We start from the raw sequence: 19,463 nt of genomic DNA, 5'->3' as shown, positions 1-19,463 counted from the left end.
ATGACAGATATTGAAATCTGTCAGCCGTCATGCCATGCTGGCGTGCATGACGATGCACACCCGTTCCCTCGGCACCACCGGCCCCCAGGTCTCCGCCCTCGGTCTCGGCTGCATGGGGATGACCGCTCTGTACGGCGACGCGGACCGGACCGAGTCGATCGCCACCATCCACGCGGCCCTGGAGGCCGGCGTGACCCTGCTCGACACCGGTGACTTCTACGGCATGGGCAGCAACGAGCTGCTGATCGGCGAGGCCCTGCGCGCCGCGCCCGCGGCCCGCCGCGAGCAGGCGCTGATCAGCGTGAAGTTCGGCGCCCTGCGCGACCCGGACGGCACCTGGAGCGGCTACGACGGCCGCCCCGCCGCCGTGCGGAACTTCGCCTCGTACTCCCTGCAGCGCCTCGGCGTCGACCACATCGACGTGTACCGCATCGCCCGGCTCGACCCCGACGTCCCGATCGAGGAGACGGTCGGCGCCATCGCCGAGCTGGTCGAGAAGGGGTACGTCCGGTACATCGGTCTCAGCGAGGTCGGCGCCGACACCATCCGCCGGGCCGCGGCCGCCGCCCCGATCTCCGACCTCCAGATCGAGTACTCGCTGATCTCCCGGGGCATCGAGACGTCGATCCTGCCCACCACCCGTGAGCTGGGCATCTCCATCACGGCGTACGGCGTGCTGTCCCGCGGCCTGATCTCCGGGCACTTCACCGCCGACCGGCAGCTCGCCGCGAACGACTTCCGGGCGTACTCGCCCCGCTTCCAGGGCGAGAACCTCCGGCACAACCTGAACCTCGTGGAGTCGCTGCGCAAGATCGCCGAGCAGAAGGGCGTCTCCGTCGCGCAGACCGCGATCGCCTGGGCGCTGGCCCAGGGCGAGGACATCGTGCCGCTGGTCGGCGCCCGCACCCGGGAGCGGCTCGCGGAGTCGCTCGGCGCGCTGGACGTCGTCCTGGACGCCGATGACCTCGCCGCGATCGAGGCGGCCGTCCCGGCCGACGCCGCGGCCGGCGGCCGCTACGGGGCGGCTGCCCTGGCCCACCTCGACAGCGAGCGGTGATCCCGGCAACGGGTACGGTCTGACCATGGCCCCGACCTCCGAGACCCTGACCGCCGAGCGCATCCTCGAAGCGACCGAGGAAGTGCTGCGCCGCCATGGCCCGGCCAAGGCCACCGTGGTGGACGTGGCCCGCGCGCTCGGCGTCAGCCACGGCAGCGTGTACCGCCACTTCCGTACGAAGGCGGTGCTGCGGGAGGCGGTGACGAAGCGCTGGCTGGACCGCACGTCGCTGGCCCTCGCCGGGATCGCCGCCGACGAGGCGCGCGCCCCGGAGGCACGGCTGCGGGACTGGCTCGCCGCGCTCTTCGAGGCCAAGCGGCGCAAGGCGGGGGACGACCCCGAGCTGTTCGCCACGTACATGGTGTTGACCGGTGAGAACGGCGCGGCGGTCGGCGAGCACCTCGCCGACCTGACCGGCCAGCTCACGGCGATCGTCGCGGCCGGGGTGGCCGCCGGCGCCTTCACCGCCCCCGACCCGGCGGCCGCGGCCCGCGCCGTCTTCCAGGCCACCGGCCGCTTCCACGACCCCGGCTACTTCCGCCAGTGGGAGCTGCCCGACGCGGACGACGACTTCACGGCTGTGGTCGACCTGCTGGTCCAGGGCCTGAAGCGGTGACGGCGGTGACGGCGGTGACGGCAGTGACGGCGGTGACGTCCTAGCCCTGTTTGCCCTCGGCCTTCCGCTCGGTCCTCCCCTCGGCTTTCGGTTCAGCGGGGTCGACCGTCGCCTGGTGGGCCTCGGCGAGATGCTCGGCCGCCTTCAGCCAGGGCAGGAACTGCGCGCCCCTGCGCCAGCCGCAGGTGTCGCATCTGACCGTGCGCTGCACCCCCGCACGCTGCACCCGGACCACGTGCTCACGTCCGTGCTGGTCCCAGCGGCTCACCTTGCTCGTCGTGATCTGAAGCATGACGCCTCCCGCGCCGACTCCGGAGAACAGCAAGGAGTGTGCAGCACCGGGAAGATCAACGGGGGTTTCCTCGCGAGGAGTTCACCGGGAGGAACGCGCCGGGCCGGGTCAGTAGCCGCACAGGTCCGTGAGACGGTCCGGATCCAGGACCACCAACTGGCGGTATCCCGTGGTCAGTACGGCCTCCGTGCGCAGCGCCGCCAGGACCCGCTCCGTCGTCGACACCGCCACCCCGGCCAGACTGCCGAGCGCGCGCTGGCTCAGCGACAGCTCCAGCAGCACGGACCCGTCGGGGCGCGGCCGGCCGTACTCCGCCGCGAGTCCGTACAGCACCCGGGCGAGCCGGCGGCGCGCGTCGCAGCCACTGGTCTCTATCCGCCGCTGGGTCGCCGACCGCAGCTTGCGCGCCACACTGCGCAGCACCTGCAACTGGGCCGCCGGGTGCGAGTGCAGAAAGCCGATGAAGGACGCCGGGGCGATCCGCAGCGCGGTGACCGGGCCCGCGGCCCGCACGGTGGCGGACCGCAGGTTCCCGTCCAGCACCGCCAGCTCTCCGACCACCTCGCCCGCCGCGCGGATCGCCAGCGCCGACTCCTCGCCCTCCTCCGTCTCCCCGACGACCAGCACCAGCCCGTCGAGAAGCATGTACACCGCGTCCCCGACCGCCCCGGCCGTCATCAGCACCTCCTGATCGACGTACCGCCGCCGCGTCCCGAGCCGTAGCAACGCCTCCCGGTCCACGGCGTCCAGCGTGTCCAGCAGACTTCCGGCGGCCCAGGCCGGCGGAGCGGAGGCGGGGTGCCGCCGGGGGCCGGGGGCGGAGGTCATACGGGGCGACCGGAGGACGAGCCGGGCGCGCCCGCGCCTCCGCCTCCGGCTCCCCCTGCTCCTCCGGCGCCGCCCAGGTGGTCCACTCGGCGGCGCAGCTCCGCGGAGCGGTGCCGTACCGGATCCAGGGCCTTGAGCCGGCGCGCTACGACGGGGAGGCGATCGGCGCGCTCCTTGGCCGTGCCGCGGCGGGTCTCCTGGAGGCGGCGGACCGTACCGGCGATGGTCTCGTCCTGGGTGGCCAGCTGGTCGTCGAGGGCGCTCACCAGGGCGCGGGAGGTGTCCCCGATGTGGCCGTCGAACTCCTGCTCCACCTGGCGGCGGCCGGAGTCCAGCACCGGCAGCACGTTCTCCTCCCGGCCGGCGGTGTCCGGCACGCGCAGCCGCCTCGCGAGGGAGGTCCCGTGCTCCCCGGTGACCCGCAGCAGCTCCTCCGTCTCGGCGGGGGACAGCCGCAGCTCGCCGCGGTAGTGCGCGGAGAGGATGCCCAGCTCGGCGAAGCCGGCGGTGTTCAGCCGCAGCCGCTCCAGCCGTTCGGCCACCTCGGCGGCCACGGGCGGCACCGGGGGCCCGCCGCCCGCCGCCCCGCGGCGCAGCTCGGCCAGCGCACCCTCGACCGAGCGCAGCCCGTCCTCCAGCTCGACCAGGGACTCGCGGTTGCCGAAATGCCGGACGACGAGGTCCCGCAGCGCCGCGACCCCGCTCACCTCGACCAGCGCGGTCCGCAGCTCGTCCTCGCTCGCCCCGTCCCGCAGGAACCCGCAGGCGCGGTGGATGCCCCAGGTGCCGATCCGTTCGACCAGCGGACGGCGCAGCCGCGCGGGCACGTCGATGCCCCGCAGCTCCTTGTGGGCGAACCGGGTCGTGTCCCGTAACCGGTTCACCAGTACGTTCGGCGGCGCTTTCGCCAGCTCGGCGAGGACGTCGATCTCGTCGCCGGTGAGCAGCCGGGCGCCCTCGCCGACCAGCCCGGCGATCGGCGCGATCGTGTAGAACACCGAGCGCACACCGGGCCGTTGGAGGAGCTGGTCCGCCATCCGGGCCGCCTCCGCCATGGGGTCCCAGGTGAGCGGGTCGACGTCCTCGTGGAAGTCCTTGCTCGGCGGCCACAGCAGATCGCAGCGGCTGAGCACGCCGAAGGTGTTGAGCGGGGTGCGCTCGTCGCCCGCGTTGCCGAGGAACTCCCGTACGCTCAGCCGGTCGTGGTCGTGCAGCCCGCGTGCGAAGACGTACAGCACGGCCTTGGCGTCCCTGATCTCGCGGACACTGTCGTCGTGCACCTCCCGCGCGGTGCGGCCCGACGCGGCGAGCGCGGCCTCGAACGCCTTACGGTCCTCCTCCCCGGCGAAGGAGGAGATGCCCAGGAAGTCGTGGCTGTTTCGGGAGTCGACGCCGTGCACGCTGCCGAGCCCCGGGGTGTCGGCGAGCCGGAAGGTGCGGAGCAGCTCGTTGGGGATCCCGTGCTCGACCCGGGCCACATCCGTGAGGAGCGCGGCCCGGTCGGCGTCCCGGGCGGTCATCTCGCCGTACGCCTCGGCGGGCAGCGTGCGCGAGGAACCGTCCCGATGGCGGACCGTCACGGTACGTTCCCTGGCGTAGTACAACTCGCTGACGGTGAAGGTGACTTCGAGCTGTCCGGTGAGCGCGACGCGTTCGCCGAGCAGCGCGTTCACCAGGGTGGACTTGCCGCGTTTGATCTGTCCGGCCACGGCGAGCCGCAGTGGCTCGTCCAGCCCGTCGGCGGCGTCGCGCAGCACCTCCGCCAGCCGGCCGGCCGTCTCCCCGCCCTGCTGGGCGGCGCGTGCGCAGGCGGTCAACACCTCTGTGGCGGTGCGGAGTTCATCGTCCAGGCGACCAGCCCCACGTGCGCCGTCGCGCGCCCCTCCGGCCCCGTCCGGACCCATGGGCCGCCCCCTTCCCCCGTCCGGTCGATGTGACCTGCCCCACAGGGCAAGTCATTGTGCCCGGCGAAATCCATACGTGGCGGTTTTTCGGCTTTTTCCTCGACTCGACCCCGCCCGGGCGCCATGATGTCGACGACCAAGGGGGACGGCATGACGACCGACGACAGTGAACAGACGTGGGACGACGGCCGGTTGACCGAGCACGACGTCATCGAGGCGGCGGACGGAACCGGTTACACCTCGACGTCCGAGTTCGTGGCCGGCGAGAACGGCTACGAGCCCGACGACACCTACGCCGCCTACGCCACCGAGGATTCCTACGACTCGTCCACGTACGAGAGCGACGACGCGTACGTCGCCGACGACACGTACGACACGTACGACGCGTACGACTCCTACGACTCCGGGGACGCCCTGAGCGGCTGAACCTCCGGGCGGGTGCCCGGACCGCCCGTCCTCCCCCGGGGTCCGTGGACCGGACGGACGGGCGGCCGCAGGTTCCCCGCCGCGGGGACCGGCTCGTCCCCACGTCTTCGAGGTTAGGCAGCGCCCGCGCGCCGGACTCCTTCCTGTGAGGGAGTCCGCCGGGCCTCCGTCGGGGAAGTTCCCCTCAACTCACCAGCTCCGCACCAGACGTACGCAAGTGAAGGGAACGCCCCGCGATGTCCGGAGGAGAACTCGACGTCCCCGGTGTCCGCCGGCTGTGCCTGGTCGTCGACGTCGAGGGATACAGCGGACGTCTGACCGACGCCGCCCTCGACGTACAGGACCGGCTGCTGTGGACGATGCGGCAGGCCTGCCGGGTGGCCGACGTGGACCCGGACCAGTGTGCCCGCCAGGACCGGGGCGACGGCCAGCTGCTGATCTGGCCGCCGGGCATCGACGAGGGGCGTGCGCTGCCCGGCGCGGTCCGGGGACTGCGCGCCGCCCTGCACCGGCTGAACCGCAAGCCGGGCCCGGGCGGCCGGATCCGGCTGCGGGCCTCCGTGACCCAGGGGCTGGTGTACGTGGCGGCCACCGGGTTCGTCGGGACGGCGGTCGTGCACGCCTGCCGGGTCCTGGACTCGCCCCAGCTGCGGGCCACCCTCGGCGGCCGGCAGGACAGCGACCTGGCCCTGGCCGTCACCGACGACCTCTATCGCGACGTCCTCACCCAGCGTCGCGAGGAGCCCGCGGCCCCGCACTTCTCCCCGTTGAACGCGAGCGTGCCGGACAAGGGGTTCGAGGCTCGCGGCTGGGTGTACGTCCCCCGGTCCGGAGGCTCGCGCGCCCTGGTGCCCGCCTACCCCGGTCCCACCCGGCCCGACGGAACACCCGAGCCGCACCGCACCGCCTGGGGCCGGCACTTCGCCCTGGGCGGCGGCCTGCTCGCGGGGACGGCACTGATGGCCTGGGGCGGCCACGAGGTGTGGTCGGCGGTCATGGACGACGAGGGCACGGGCGGCGACGGTACGGGTGGTCACGGCACGGGTGGTCACGGCGCGGGTGCCGACCTGGGTGGTGGCCCGGACGGTGACCTGGGCGGTGACCCGGGCACCGACCACCCGGTGGGCGACGTGTACGTGATGACGGGGGACACCTACGTCGTGAACGAGACCCAGGCGGCTCCCGTCTGGCTGGTCCCCGAGCCGGAGCTGCCGGAGTGGCAGCTTCTCGACCCCGACCCGGATCCGTACGGCTCCCTGTACGCCTCCTCCTCCACGTACGACGAGGACCAGTACCAGGACCAGTACCAGGACGAGGACCAGAGCGACGTCGGCGACGCGGAGTGGGACGACTTCGACGACCTCGGCCCCGACCACTCCGGCTCGGGCTTGTGACGACGGCCGCCGCCCGTCCGCCGTCCCCGCTCAGCCCACCCGTCGCGGCAGCCGCAGGCTCAGCGCGACCGTGAGGACGACCCCGCCCAGCTGCACGGCGAGCGTCGTCAGCAGGGCGTCCCGCATGCCCGAGCCCGGGACCAGGGAGAGGAACAGCGTGCCCAGGGTGGCCACGCCCAGCGCCAGGGCCGTCTGCTGGGTCGTCACCATCACGCCGCTGCCGACGCCCGCGCGGGCCGGCGGCACCTCGGACATCACGATCCGCATCACCACGGGCAGCTGGAGCGCCTGGCCGGCACCCGCGACCGCCGCCCCCGGCAGCAGCTCGACGAGGCCCACGTCGGGCCAGTCGGCCCGCACCGCCAGCGCGATGAGCACCAGGCCCACGCCCTGGAGCAGCGCGCCCGCGGTCACCACCCGGCTCCCGAACCGGGTCACCAGCCGGGGCCCGGCGAGCGAGGCGAGGAAGAAGGCGAGGGCCATCGGCGCGAGCGCCAGCCCGGCCGGCACCGGACCGAGCCCCGCGCCGCGCTGGAGCGCCACCGCGACGACGAACATGAACCCGCTGAAGCCGAGGGAGAACGGCAGCATGAGCACCAGCCCCCGCCGCAGCGTGGTGAGCGCGAACAGGCTCGGCGGCACCAGCGGCGTACGGCCGAGCCGGTCGGCCCGCCGCTCCACGGCGTAGAACGCGGCCGCGACCGGCGGGAACGCGGCCAGCGACAGCCAGGTCCACAGCGGCCAGCCCGCCGAGCGGCCCTCGGTGAGCGGGGCGAGCAGCGTCAGCAGCGCCGCCGCCAGCAGCACGGTGCCGGGGAGGTCCACCGGCTCCGGGCGCTGCGAGCGGGTCTCGGGGACGGTTCGGACGGCGAGCAGCAGGCCGACGACCACGACCGGGACGTTCACCAGGAAGACGGAACGCCAGCCGGTGCCGGCGAGGTCGGCGGCGACCAGGACGCCGCCGAGGATCTGGCCCGCCACCATGGAGAGGCCGGCCGTCGCGCCGTACAGGCTCATGGCGCGGGCGCGCCGCGGGCCCTCGGTGGCCGCCTGGATGGTGGCGAGGACCTGCGGGACCATCGCGGCGGCCGAGGCGCCCTGGACGACCCGCGCCGCGACCAGCGACCAGGCGTCCGGCGCCAGCCCACAGGCCAGCGAGGTCAGTCCGAAGGCGGCCATGCCGGCGAGGAAGAGCCGGCGCCGCCCGAACAGGTCGCCGAGCCGCCCGCCGAGGACGAGCAGCACGGCGTACGCCAGGCCGTACCCGGCGACGACGAGTTCCAGGACGGACTCGCTCGCGGAGAGGTCCGCGGCGATGGTGGGCAGAGCGACGTTGACGATGAAGAAGTCGACGAGCGGCAGGGCCGCGCCGAGCAGCACGGTGAACAGCCCGAGCGGCCCGAAGGCATCGGACGCCGGGCCGGCGCGGCCGCCGGACGCGGGGGCGAGGGTCGTTTCTGTGGTCACTCCGCCGAGCCTGCGCCTGCCCCCAAACCGGGTACCAGAGTCTCCTTATCCTGGTAGCGGGACTACCTGGCAACAGGGTGCGGGTCCGGGCACGCTGGAGGCATGACGACGATGGCACAGGAGACGGCTGTCCCCGCGGCCGGCAGCGGCGCGGCGGTCCGCCGCCATGAACTGGCCGCCTTCCTGCGCAGCCGCCGCGAGCGCATCACCCCCGAGCAGGTGGGCCTCCCGCGCGGGGCGCGCCGCCGCACGCCCGGCCTGCGCCGCGAGGAGGTCGCCCATCTCTCCGCGGTCGGGGTCACCTGGTACACCTGGCTCGAACAGGCCCGCGACATCCATGTCTCCGTGCAGGTCCTGGACGCGCTGGCCCGCACCCTGATGCTCGACCGCAGCGAACGCGCCCACCTCTTCCGGCTGGCCGGCACCACCGACCCGACGCCCGCCGCGCACTGCGAGGGCATCACGGACGCCGTCCGGATGACGCTGGACCAGCTGGACCCGCTGCCCGCCAGCGTCCAGAACAGCCGCTACGACATCCTGGCCTACAACCGCGCCTACGCCCATCTGCTGTGCGACCTCGACGCGATCCCGCCCGAGGACCGCAACTGCATGCTGCTGGTCCACACGAACGCCGAATGGCAGGAGTCGTTCGTCCACCTCGACGAGACCCGGCGCCTGATGGCCGCGAAGCTGCGCGCCTCCATGGCCGGCCACCTCACCGAACCGGCCTGGAAGATGCTGGTCAAGCGCCTCCAGGCCGAGTCCCCTGAGTTCCGCGAGAACTGGCGGCGCTACGAGATCGTCACGACCCGCACCAAGACGAAGCAGTTCCGCAATCGCCACGTCGGCCTGCTCAACCTCCACCACACGGACCTCTGGCTCAACCCGGAGCTGGGCGCCCGGCTGGTGACCTTCACCCCGGTCGACACGGAGTCCCGGGAGCGACTGGAAGGGCTGTACGCCCTCTTCAACCCACCGAGCACCGGCTGACGGCCCGGACACGGGCGCCGGAGGGTCAGGCGCCGATGCCCGCCGCCTCGCGGACGTCGTTCGCCTCCAGGCGCCGCGCGGTCCGTTCGGCCGTCCGGCGGGCCCAGGGGCCGGTGGTCAGCACGCCGAGGACGAGGACCAGCAGGCCGCAGCCGGTGAGGATCCACCAGCCGGGGACGGCGGCGGAGACGAACGTCTCCCGGTACGCCGAGGCGCTCACGCCCGCCGCCAGCACCGCGCCGACCACCGCGACGCCGAGGGTCTGACCCAGCTGCCGGCTGGTGGAGGCGACCGCCGCCGCCACGCCCGCCTGGCTGCGGGGCATCCCGGACACCGCCGTGTTCGTGATCGGCGCGTTCACGAAGCCGAAGCCCACGCCGAACAGCACGTACCCGACGAACAGGGTGACGTTCGACGTCTCCGCGTCGAAGGCGGCGAAGAGCAGCGCGCTCGCCGTCATCGCGACCCCCGCGACGATCAGCGGCAGCCGCGGCCCCCGGGTCCCGACCAGCCGTCCGGACAGCGGCGCGCACAGGAACGTCGGTACGGCCATCGGCAGCATCCACAGGCCGGCGTGCAGCGCGTCCAGTCCCCGTACGTTCTGGAGGTACAGCGTGGACAGGAACAGGAAGCCGCCCAGCCCGGCGAACGCGCCGACCGCGACCACTGTCGCCCCGCTGAACGGGGCCGAGCGGAAGAACCGCAGGTCGATGAGGGGTTCGGCGCGGCGCGGCTCGTAGCGGAGCAGTCCGATCAGCGCGGCCAGGGCCAGCACCGCGAAGGGCCCGCTGATGGCGATCCCGTTCTCCGGCGCCTCGATGATCGCGTACGTCAGGGAGCCGAAGAGCACGATGACCAGCAGCTGTCCGACCGGGTCCGGGCGGCGGGCCTTGGGGGCGCGGGACTCGGGGACGAAGCGGAGGGTGAGCAGGAGGGCCGCGAGGCCGACCGGGAGGTTGAGCCAGAAGATCGAGCGCCAGCCCACCGACTCCACCAGCAGTCCGCCCACCAGCGGGCCCGCGGCCATCGAGATGCCGACGACCGCGCCCCACGCACCGATCGCCCGGGCGCGCTCGCGCGGGTCGGTGAAGGTGTTGGTGATGATCGACATGGCGACCGGGTTCAGCATGGAACCGCCGACCGCCTGCACCATCCGGGCCGCGATCAGCAGCTCCAGGTTCGGTGCCAGCGAGCACAGCAGGGAGCCGACCGAGAACACGACCAGGCCCGCCATGAAGACCTTCCGGCGCCCGATCCGGTCGGCCGTGGAGCCGGCCAGCATCAGCAGCGCGGCCAGCACCAGGGTGTAGGCGTCGATCGTCCACTGGAGCCCGGCGGTGGTGGCGTCCAGGTCGCGCTCCATCGAGGGCAGGGCGACGTTGAGGACGGTGTTGTCGAGGCTCACGATCAGCAGGCTCATACAGCAGATCGCGAGGACCAGCAGACGTCGGCGAGGGCTGAGGTCGGGCATGAGCGTCATCGTACGACGCTTTCGATAGTGCGGCTAACTAATGGTTATTACATGATCATGGCGGGCGGGGTCGGCAGGTGCCTCGGAGGGCGGGGCGGCCGGGCCCGTCCCCCGATGCGCGACAATGGGGCAATGCCCACGACCGCGCCCGCGAGGACCTCGACCCTTCGGATCGGCCCGCACACCGTCCAGCCGCCCGTCGTACTGGCCCCCATGGCCGGTATCACCAACGCGCCCTTCCGCACCCTGTGCCGGGAGTTCAGTGGCGGCAAGGGCCTGTTCGTGAGCGAGATGATCACCACTCGGGCGCTGGTCGAGCGCAACGAGAAGACCATGCAGCTGATCCACTTCGACGCCACCGAGAGGCCGCGCTCGATCCAGCTGTACGGCGTCGACCCCGCGACGGTCGGCAAGGCCGTCCGCATGATCGCGGAGGAGGACCTTGCCGACCACATCGACCTGAACTTCGGCTGCCCGGTCCCGAAGGTGACGCGCAAGGGCGGCGGCTCGGCCCTGCCCTACAAGCGGAACCTGCTGCGGGCGATCCTCCGGGAAGCGGTGTCGGGCGCCGGCGACCTCCCGGTGACCATGAAGATGCGCAAGGGCATCGACGACGACCACATCACCTACCTCGACGCCGGCCGGATCGCCGTCGAGGAGGGCGTCACGGCCATCGCGCTCCACGGGCGCACGGCCGCCCAGCACTACGGCGGCACGGCGGACTGGGACGCGATCGCCCGGCTGAAGGAGCACGTCCCGGAGATCCCCGTGCTCGGCAACGGCGACATCTGGTCCGCCGAGGACGCGCTGCGGATGGTGCGGGAAACCGGTTGCGACGGCGTGGTGGTCGGACGCGGCTGCCTGGGGCGGCCGTGGCTGTTCGCGGACCTGGTGGCGGCCTTCGAGGGGCGTGACCAGGCCCCTGCCGGAGGCACTGATGGGCACGGTGCGCGGCCCTCGCTCCGTGAGGTCGCCGACATCATGGTCCGGCACGCCACGCTGCTCGGCGAGTGGATCGGCGACGAGAGCAAGGGAGTCGTCGACTTCCGCAAGCATGTCGCCTGGTACCTGAAGGGCTTCGCGGTCGGCTCGGAGATGCGCAAGCGCCTCGCGATCACCTCGTCGCTGGAGGAACTCCGGTCCGGGCTCGACGAGTTGGACCTCGACCAGGCCTGGCCCGCCGGTGCCGACGGGCCCCGCGGCCGGACGTCCGGCAACAACCGGGTGGTGCTGCCGGACGGCTGGCTGAAGGACCCCTACGACTGCGCGGGCGTGGGCGAGGACGCGGAGCTGGACACCTCCGGCGGCTGACCCCCCCCGTGGCCGGCCTCCTCCGCGCCTGAACTCCCTCGCGCCTGAACTCCCTCGCGCCTGAACTCCTCTGTGGGGATCAGTCGTTGGACTCTGCGGGGATCAGCCGTTGGACGGGTTCGGGGTCGAGCCGTACGCCGTCAGGAAGCGGTCCCGGAACGCGCTCATCTTCCACACCGGGGCATCGTGGGCGGGCTTCAGGCCGTCCGTCCAGTTCCAGTCGGCGATCTTGTCGAGGACCTTCGGGTCCTTGGCGACGATCGAGATCGGTACGTCCCGGCTGGCCTGGTCGCCGCTGACCCGGGCGATCGGCTGGTGGTCGCCGAGGAAGACCAGGACCGTGTCGTCGCTGCCGTAGCGCTCCAGCCACTCGGTGAGCGCGGTCACCGAGTACTCGATCGACTTGCCGTACTCCTCACGGGACTTGGTGGAGTCGGCGATGACGTCGGACGCCTTCTCGCCGGCCTCCTGGATGCCCTTGAAGACCGAGCCGTCGCCGACCTCGTCCCAGCCGACCATCGTCGGGACGGGCGCCCACGGCTGGTGGCTGGAGGTCAGGATGATCTCCGACATCAGCGGCTTGTCGCGCTTCTTGCCGTGCTCCAGCTTCTGGAACGCCTCCAGCGCGTACTGGTCCGGCATGGTCGACCAGCTGAACTTCGGTCCCTGGTAACCCATCTGGAAAGCGTTGTAGACCTTGTCGAGGCCGTAGAACTCGGCCTCCGGCCAGGCCTTCTGCACGCCCGGCATGACCCCCACCGTGTCCCAGGCGCCCGTCTTCTGGAACGCCTTGGTGAGGGACAGGTGGTCGCTGGCCATGACGGTGCGGTAGCGCTGCTGGTTGTCCACCCACAGTCCGGACAAGGTGGTGGAGTGCCCGAGCCAGCTGCTGCCGCCGTAGGTCGCCGAGGTCAGCCAGCCGCTCCTGGCGTGGAAGCCGGCCTTCGCCAGCGCCGCCGTGCGGGTCTCCAGGGTCGCGTCGACGCCGGGCGACATGATCGGGTCCTCGACGGCGCTGCGGCCGTAGCTCTCGATGAAGGTGAAGATCACGTCCTTGCCGCGCAGGTCCGGCACGAGCTGGTCGGGCGGGGTGTTGCCGAAGGTGTCGGTACGGGCGATCTTCGCGAACGCGGCCTCGTCCCGCAGCGTCTCCCGTACCTGGCGGGCCTCGGAGGTGAGCCGGTTCGCCACACGGTCGGAGGCGATCGGGAGCCCCGCGTACTGGAGACCGAGGACGGAGCAGGTGATCCACGCGGTGCCGGCGATCAGCGTGCCCCGGGTCGCCCGCCGGGGGTCGCGCGCCAGGATGTTGCTCAGCCGGACCGCCGCCAGCGCCATCAGGGCCATGACGAGGACGACCAGCAGGACGACGCCGATCGCCGCGACGGCCGCGACCGTGGTGCCCATGGAGTCGGCGACGTACGACTGGGCGTCGTCCAGGAGGCCCCAGTCCAGGACGAGGTTGAAGTCGCGGCCCAGATACTCCAGGAAACCGATGTCGAGCAGATTCAGCACGGTCAGCGCGCCGAGCACCGTCCCGCCGAGCGCCGCCAGCGCCACCCGCGGCCGGCGCGGCAGCGCCAGCAGCACGGCCGCGCCGATGATCGCCTCGCCCGGGATCCGTACGAACCGGTTCATCTGAAGCGCGGCCATCCGATTCGGCAGCAGCAACGCCCCGATCACCAGCACCAGCGACAACACGGTCACCGTCCACCACACCACCCGAGCGGTCCGGGGATGCCGCACCCGCCAGCCCCGCCGCCGCGCGAGCCGGGCACGGAAGCCGTGGGGGGTGGGGGAGGAGGCGGGAGTGTCCTCTGCTTCGGTGACGGTGACGGCGACGGCGACGGCGGTGTCGGGGGCGGGGCTTTCGGTGGCTGCTTCGGGGGTGCCGGCGTCCGGCTCTTGGGCGGCTGCTCCGGGGGTGTCGGCCTCGGGCTTCTCGGTGTCGGCCTCGATTCCGGCTTCCGCCGCGGGCGTTCCGGCGCCGGCGGCCGGCTCTTCGGCGGTTGAATCAATGGCGGGCGCTTCGGGACCGGTTTCTACGTCCTTCACCGCTTCTACGTCCTTCACCGCCTCCGCGACGTCCCCCGCGCCCAGGGAACCCTCCGCCTCCCCAGCCACGGCCGCCTCCCCAGCCACGGCCGCACCCCCGGCCACCCCCGCCGATTCCTCTTCCTCGGTGTTCTCGGAGTGCACGGTGTCGCCATCGGGTTCTGGTGATTCAGGCAGTTGGTGAGAGCGAGTGGAGACAGGCACCCGAGGGTCCTTCCGTACGAAGCCCGGTGGTTCGGCGGATCCGGCATCGGACGTCGGATCCGCCTCAGTTTCGTACGGCCTGCCCCCGGCCCGCGTTCAGCCCCCTGGTCCAGTGCTCGGCAAACACCGCGCAAACGTCACGCCAAGCAGCACGCCAGACGTCAGGCCATGCGTCCCGCCCGGTGTCACACCCGGCGTGCCGTCACGCACCCCCGACCGCCGTGAGCAGCGCCAACGGGGCCGCGGCCGCCCGGGACTCCCGTACGCAGGCGTGCGGGTAGGGCACCGGCTCCGCGTGGGTGTCGCGGCCGTAGCCGGCGAGCACCTCGGGCAGGCGATGACCGGTGGCCGTCGCCGCGTCGACCAGGGCGTGGGCGACCGTGCGGGCCTCGTCGTGCAGGCCGTAGCGGGCGAGCCCGAGCGTGATCAGCGCGTTGTCGTGCGGCCAGACCGAACCCCGGTGGTACGACAGCGGGTGGTACGCCGGCTGCCCGGAGGCCAGCGTGCGCACGCCCCAGCCGGAGAAGAAGTCCGGTTCGACGAGACGCCGGCCGACGACCTCGCCGTACTCCTTGTCCAGGAGCCCCGACCACAGCAGGTGCCCGGCGTCGGAGGCCAGCGCGTCGACCTGGCGGCCCTCGCCGTCCAGCGCGAGCGCGGGGAAGGAGTGTTCCCGCATCCAGAAGTCCCGCTGGAAACGGTCTCGCAGATCGGCGGCCGCCTGTTCCAGGAGCGCGGCGTACGTCTCGTCGTCCCACGCCGTGCGCGACAGCCACGCCGTGCGGCGCAGCGCGTCGTACGCGTACCCCTGGGCCCCCGCCGCCGTGACCGCCCCCGTGGCGCGGGTGCCGTCCGCGGAGCAGATGGCGCCGGGGGAGTCCTTCCAGTTCTGGTTGGCGAGGCCGCCCTGGTCGGCGCGGTAGACGAGGTAGCCGCGCGAGGTGAGTCCGCCGTGGTCGAGCATCCAGCCGATGGCCGCGCGGGCGTTGCGCTCCAGCCGGCGGGCCGTCCCCGTGTCGCCGGTGCGCTCGACGTACGCGCCGAGCAGGACCAGGAAGAGCGGCGTCGCGTCCACCGAGCCGTAGTAGCGCCCGAACGGCACCTGCCCGAAGTGGGCCAGCTCCCCGTGCCGCACCTCGTGGACGATCTTGCCGGGTTGCGACACCGCTTTCGGCCCGGTTTCCGTGGCCTGGGTCGCGGCGAGCGCCGCGAGCGTGGCGGCGGCGAGCCGGGGGCGGTAGGGGAGGGCGAACAGAGAGGTGAGGAGCGCGTCGCGGCCGAGCAGGGTCAGGAACCAGGGCGCTCCGGCGGCCGGGACGCGGACTTCCTCGCCGTCCGGACCGGTCGCGTGGACCTGGAGCGCGGCCAGATCGGAGAGCCCTCGAACACACGCGGACGCCAGTTCGGGCCATTCCGTAGGAAAAGCCACTCCTTCCACAAACTCGCCCTCCCGCGCAAGTAGCTTTTCGGCCAAGGCCGAAGGGGAGCGTGGCACCCGCAGCGCCCGCTTCTCCCCGTGCGGCCGGGCCATCACGCGCAGGACGAGTTCGGCGGAGCCGTGCGGCTCCAGCTCCAGCTTCCAGACCAGGCGCCGGGCGCCGGTACCGGTCTCCTCGACGGCGTCCGGGGCGGGCTCGGCCGTCACCGTCGTACAGGACTTCCACTCACCGCGCCGGTAGGTGAACTCCACACCGTCGTCGAGCACCTGACGGCCGCGGACGGCGCCCGTCTTCGCGTACGTACGGTGGTCGGCGCGCAGTTCGAACTGGTCGCTGAAGTCGGCGTCGACGGTGACCGCGAGCCGGACCGTCGTCGCCACCGGGCGGTTGCCTACCACCCGCAGCGACTCCACGAACGAGCTGTCGCCGACGGCCTGCTCACGGAAGACCGTGCAGGCCGGCGGCTCGTTGCGCCCGCCGCGCGGGACGAGCACGCACCGTGCGGTGTCCCCGTCCGCGACCGGCGCGAGCGTCTCCGGTACCGCGCCGTCGATCGTCAGCTGCCAGCGGCTGAGGTGGCGGGCGTCCCGGACGAACAGCCCCTCCGGAGAGGAGCCGGGGCCCCGTACGCCGCTGATGTCCCCGCGGTCGCCCACGGCGGCGAACGTCCCGCCGTACACGAGCAGATGATGCCGGTCCGTCATGCCCGGTCCCCTCCCTTGGTGGCCGTGCCCGTAGCGGTGTCGTGGTGGAGCAGGTCGAGCGTGAGCGCGGCGGTCCAGCCGAAGCCGGTCGTGCCGCAGGCCTCGCCGTTGTACGGGTCGACGTACTCGGCGAAGTCCGAGGTGAGCGCGGTGTCGAGGACGGCCTCGCGCAGCGCGTCCGCGTCGGTGCGCAGGCCGTGCAGCCGCAGGCCCCGCTCGATCAGCCAGCTGGTGTTGAACCAGGCCGGCCCGCGCCAGTAGCGGTGCGGGTCGAAGGCCTCGCCGAGCAGGTCGTAACTGGGGACGAGCCGGGTGGTCGTACCGACCCCGAAGTGCGGGCCGCGCAGGGTCCGTACGACGGCGGCGACCACCTCGCGCGGCAGGCCGGGCAGGATCAGCGGAACGAGCCCGGAGACCCCGCGCTCCCGGATCAGCCCGCCGCCGCGTACGTCCCGGCAGAAGAACATGCCCTCGTCCGGGTCCCACAGCCGGTCCACCAACGCGGACGTCAGCCGCTCCGCGCGCGCGTGGCGGGCCGTGGCCTGCGCCCCCAGCTCGTGCGCGATCCGTGCGAGGGCGTGCTCGGAGGCGATGAGCAGCGCGTTGAAGGAGGGGTCCTCGACGGCGAACCCGCCCGCGCGCCTTCCCCCACCCCCCTCGGCCGAGACCCCGTCCCGGTAGTCACCGTCCCGGTAGTCACCGTTCCGGTAGTCACCGTCTCGGTAGTCACCGTCTCGGTAGTCACCGTCCCGGTAGTCGGTCGCCAGCCGTACGTACCGCCCGTAGTCCAGGTCCGTCGGCCGGTCCTCGGCGGCCCCGTGGTCGAGGTCGGCGCGCCGGAAGGAGCGGGCGGCGGCCGGGGTGACCCGCGCGAGCGGCGCGTCCCACGAGGGCGCGTTGTCCATCCCCTGCTCCCACGGGTGGACGACGGACACCAGCCCGCCGCCGCCCAGGTCCCGCCGGTGCAGCAGATAGCGGTGCCAGGCGGCCAGCCGGGGGTAGACCCGGGCGAGGAAACCGCGCGCCCGGGACAGCCCCGGGTCGGCGCGGTGCACCAGCCAGGCCGCCAGCGCGTGCACCGGTGGCTGCACGATGCCGGAGGTCTGTACGGTGCGCGGGGCGCCCGCAGCGCGCCCCGCGGTCGAGGAGCGCCAGAAGTCGGGGCTCGGGAAGTACGCGTCGAGCGGCACGGAGGGGTTGAAGACGATGTGCGGGACACGCCCGTCGCCCCACTGGGCGTCCAGCAGCGTCTCCAGCTCCGTCTGCGCCCGGCGCGGCGAGACGTGCCGCAGGCCGATCGCGATGAACGCGGAGTCCCAGGACCACTGGTGCGGGTACAGGCCGCGCGAGGGCACCGTCGACGTGCCCGTCCAGTTGCGCTCCAGCACGTCCACCGCCCCGCGGCGCAGCGCCCTGCGGTCGGTGGCTCCCGGGGCCCTGAGGTGCAGTGACCCCGGCGAAGCCGGTGAACCAGACGAAAGCAACGTATCCGAAGTATCCGGCGAACCCGGCGGAGCCGCCGGATCGTATGCAACGGCGTACTCCGCCGGGCGGGCGACGAGCTGGGCGGTGCGATCCACTCGGGGCTCCCCGAAGACGACGACAGTGCCGCTCGGTTCGGCAGCGGCTACCGTAGGGTTACGTCTATTTAACACGCAAAACTCAATATGTAATGCAAGCTTGAGAAACACAAGGGGGTGCGCATGACGGGGCGGAGTCAGGCCAGCGCCGGAGATCTGCTCGAACTGGTACGCACGGGACGGGCGACGACCCGCGGTGCCCTCCAGCAGGCCACCGGCCTGTCCCGGGCGACCGTCGGCCAGCGCCTGGACCGTCTCTTCCGCGCGGGCTGGCTGCGCGAAGGCGCGGGCGGCCCGGTCGACTCCCCGCTGGGCGGCCGTCCGTCCATCACCCTGGAGTTCGACGACGCGCACGCGGTCGTCCTGGCCGCCGACCTGGACACCCGGCACGCCCGGGCGGCCGTCCTGTCGCTGACCGGCGAGATCCTCGCCGAGCACTCCGGCACGCTGGTCGTCGAGGACGGCCCGGACGCCGTGCTCGGCGAGCTGGGCGGCTGGTGCGCCGAGCTGCTGGAGAAGGCCGGCCACCGCGCCGACGAGGTCTGCGGCATAGGCCTCGCCGTCCCCGGCCCGGTCGACAGCGAGACCGGCCGGGTCGTCCAGCCGCCGATCATGCCGGGCTGGGACGGCTACGACATAAGGGGCCGGCTCGCGAGGGCCTTCACCGAGCGCACCGGGGCGCCGGCGTTGCCGGTCCTGGTGGACAACGACGCCAACCTGATGGCGTACGGCGAACAGCGCACCGCACACCCCGACTGCACGGCGTTCGTGCTGGTCAAGGTCTCCACCGGCATCGGCGCCGGAGTCGTGGTCGACGGCTCGATCTTCCGGGGCGTCGACGGCGGCGCCGGGGACATCGGGCACATCCGGGTCCCCGAGGGCGCGGAGTCACTGTGCCGCTGCGGGTCGTACGGCTGTCTCGCGGCCGTGGCCAGCGGCGGCGCGGTGGCCCGGAAACTGGCCGAGGCCGGGGTGCGGGCGGCCTCCGGCTCGGACGTACGGGACCTGCTCGCCTCGGGGCATCCGGAGGCGGCCGCGCTGGCCCGGGAGGCCGGCCGCCTGGTCGGGGACGTGCTGGCGACGGTGGTGACGCTGCTCAACCCCGGGGTGCTGATGATCGCCGGGGATCTGGCCGGGACTCCGTTCCTCACCGGGGTGCGCGAGCTGCTCTACCAGCGGGCGCTGCCGCGCTCCACGGCCCATCTGGACGTGGTGACCTCACGGCTGGGGGAGCGGGCCGGGCTGGTGGGAGCGGGTGCGATGGTCGTGGAGCACCTCTACGCGCCCGAGCGGGTGGAGGCGCGGTTGCTGGCTCTGGGGGTCTGAGGGACCCTCGTGTCACGAGCGCGTTTCGTCCCGAGAGACGTGCCGTGACCCGTCTTGAGACCCGTCCGCATGGTGACATCGGGCCCCCGGCCGAAGCGTGATTCTCGCCACCCCTGAGGGGGGTTGTGCTCAGATGAGCGAATCAAGAACGACTGCACAACATCAAGGGGTGGCACTGAGTGCCACCCCTTGATCGTTCATCGATCGAAATCAGATGTGCTCGCACTTCGCTCATGTGAGCACTTTCAGGGGTTCGGGAGGAGGTCTGCGTTCAAGAAGTGAAAGCATCGACGGCCCTGAGCTTGCCAAGCCTTGACTTTCGATCCGGTGGCGGACGACTGGTTACAGGCGTATGACGCACAAGTGGACGTACCCAGGCGCCTTCGATCTGGGTATGTT

At 72.6% G+C, this 19,463-nt stretch carries 15 protein-coding genes; 7 read left to right on the top strand and 8 right to left on the bottom strand.

Features of this window, described 5'->3' with window-relative positions; all coding sequences use genetic code 11:
- Nucleotides 1–46: 46 nt before the first annotated feature.
- Both ACZ6D7_RS00750 and ACZ6D7_RS00745 read left to right on the top strand, forming a co-directional pair.
- A complete protein-coding gene (locus tag ACZ6D7_RS00750; RefSeq protein WP_469481840.1) occupies nucleotides 47–1,057 on the top strand; it encodes an aldo/keto reductase in 1,011 nt (336 codons plus the stop codon).
- 25 nt (nucleotides 1,058–1,082) lie between these two features.
- Nucleotides 1,083–1,673 carry a TetR/AcrR family transcriptional regulator gene (locus tag ACZ6D7_RS00745; protein ID WP_469481837.1) on the top strand — a complete coding sequence of 197 codons (591 nt, stop codon included), beginning with the start codon at nucleotides 1,083–1,085 and terminating at the stop codon, nucleotides 1,671–1,673.
- A gap of 40 nt (nucleotides 1,674–1,713) precedes the next feature.
- Here ACZ6D7_RS00745 and ACZ6D7_RS00740 read toward each other — a convergent pair whose 3' ends face one another.
- The 3 genes from ACZ6D7_RS00740 to ACZ6D7_RS00730 form a co-directional block, all read right to left on the bottom strand.
- Nucleotides 1,714–1,965, bottom strand: coding sequence for a hypothetical protein (locus ACZ6D7_RS00740; RefSeq protein ID WP_469481834.1), 252 nt, complete (start codon nucleotides 1,963–1,965; stop codon nucleotides 1,714–1,716).
- A 108-nt stretch (nucleotides 1,966–2,073) separates the two neighbouring features.
- A complete protein-coding gene (locus ACZ6D7_RS00735) occupies nucleotides 2,074–2,793 on the bottom strand; it encodes a Crp/Fnr family transcriptional regulator (protein ID WP_469481831.1) in 720 nt (239 codons plus the stop codon).
- Nucleotides 2,790–4,610, bottom strand: coding sequence for a dynamin family protein (locus ACZ6D7_RS00730; RefSeq protein WP_469481828.1), 1,821 nt, complete (start codon nucleotides 4,608–4,610; stop codon nucleotides 2,790–2,792). Before ACZ6D7_RS00730 ends, ACZ6D7_RS00735 begins: the two co-directional genes overlap by 4 nt.
- 237 nt (nucleotides 4,611–4,847) lie before the next feature.
- Here ACZ6D7_RS00730 and ACZ6D7_RS00725 point away from each other — a divergent pair, with 237 nt between their 5' ends.
- Both ACZ6D7_RS00725 and ACZ6D7_RS00720 read left to right on the top strand, forming a co-directional pair.
- Nucleotides 4,848–5,123, top strand: coding sequence for a hypothetical protein (locus ACZ6D7_RS00725; RefSeq protein ID WP_469481825.1), 276 nt, complete (start codon nucleotides 4,848–4,850; stop codon nucleotides 5,121–5,123).
- A 236-nt stretch (nucleotides 5,124–5,359) separates the two neighbouring features.
- Nucleotides 5,360–6,517, top strand: coding sequence for a hypothetical protein (locus ACZ6D7_RS00720; RefSeq protein WP_469481822.1), 1,158 nt, complete (start codon nucleotides 5,360–5,362; stop codon nucleotides 6,515–6,517).
- A gap of 30 nt (nucleotides 6,518–6,547) precedes the next feature.
- Here the strand turns inward: ACZ6D7_RS00720 and ACZ6D7_RS00715 are convergent, their stop codons facing one another.
- Entirely contained in the window at nucleotides 6,548–7,984 is a 1,437-nt protein-coding gene (locus ACZ6D7_RS00715; RefSeq protein ID WP_469481819.1) for an MFS transporter, read from the bottom strand.
- A gap of 102 nt (nucleotides 7,985–8,086) precedes the next feature.
- Here ACZ6D7_RS00715 and ACZ6D7_RS00710 point away from each other — a divergent pair, with 102 nt between their 5' ends.
- The gene (locus ACZ6D7_RS00710; protein ID WP_469481816.1) at nucleotides 8,087–8,974 is read left to right on the top strand and encodes a helix-turn-helix transcriptional regulator; all 888 of its coding nucleotides are present in this window, start codon (nucleotides 8,087–8,089) and stop codon (nucleotides 8,972–8,974) included.
- 25 nt (nucleotides 8,975–8,999) lie between these two features.
- On the opposite strand, the gene ACZ6D7_RS00705 is transcribed toward ACZ6D7_RS00710, so the two are convergent.
- Nucleotides 9,000–10,445 carry an MFS transporter gene (locus tag ACZ6D7_RS00705; protein ID WP_469481813.1) on the bottom strand — a complete coding sequence of 482 codons (1,446 nt, stop codon included), beginning with the start codon at nucleotides 10,443–10,445 and terminating at the stop codon, nucleotides 9,000–9,002.
- Between the two features lie 132 nt (nucleotides 10,446–10,577).
- Here ACZ6D7_RS00705 and dusB point away from each other — a divergent pair, with 132 nt between their 5' ends.
- A complete protein-coding gene (dusB, locus tag ACZ6D7_RS00700) occupies nucleotides 10,578–11,756 on the top strand; it encodes a tRNA dihydrouridine synthase DusB (RefSeq protein WP_469481809.1) in 1,179 nt (392 codons plus the stop codon).
- A gap of 102 nt (nucleotides 11,757–11,858) precedes the next feature.
- Here dusB and ACZ6D7_RS00695 read toward each other — a convergent pair whose 3' ends face one another.
- The 3 genes from ACZ6D7_RS00695 to ACZ6D7_RS00685 all read right to left on the bottom strand — a co-directional run bounded on the left by ACZ6D7_RS00695 (nucleotide 11,859) and on the right by ACZ6D7_RS00685 (nucleotide 17,738).
- A complete protein-coding gene (locus tag ACZ6D7_RS00695) occupies nucleotides 11,859–13,880 on the bottom strand; it encodes an alkaline phosphatase family protein (RefSeq protein WP_469481806.1) in 2,022 nt (673 codons plus the stop codon).
- A 337-nt stretch (nucleotides 13,881–14,217) separates the two neighbouring features.
- A complete protein-coding gene (locus ACZ6D7_RS00690) occupies nucleotides 14,218–16,158 on the bottom strand; it encodes an amylo-alpha-1,6-glucosidase (protein WP_469481803.1) in 1,941 nt (646 codons plus the stop codon).
- The gene (locus ACZ6D7_RS00685; protein ID WP_469481800.1) at nucleotides 16,155–17,738 is read right to left on the bottom strand and encodes an MGH1-like glycoside hydrolase domain-containing protein; all 1,584 of its coding nucleotides are present in this window, start codon (nucleotides 17,736–17,738) and stop codon (nucleotides 16,155–16,157) included. The genes ACZ6D7_RS00690 and ACZ6D7_RS00685 overlap by 4 nt, the downstream gene beginning before the upstream one ends.
- A 123-nt stretch (nucleotides 17,739–17,861) precedes the next feature.
- Here ACZ6D7_RS00685 and ACZ6D7_RS00680 point away from each other — a divergent pair, with 123 nt between their 5' ends.
- Complete coding sequence (locus ACZ6D7_RS00680) at nucleotides 17,862–19,064, top strand: ROK family protein (RefSeq protein ID WP_469481797.1); 1,203 nt, start codon at nucleotides 17,862–17,864, stop codon at nucleotides 19,062–19,064.
- The last annotated feature ends 399 nt before the right edge of the window (nucleotides 19,065–19,463 follow it).

It is taken from the genome of Streptomyces sp. NPDC041784 (assembly GCF_055591025.1).
Note: the sequence above shows the minus strand (reverse complement) of the source record. Positions and strands in the feature narration are given on the sequence as shown.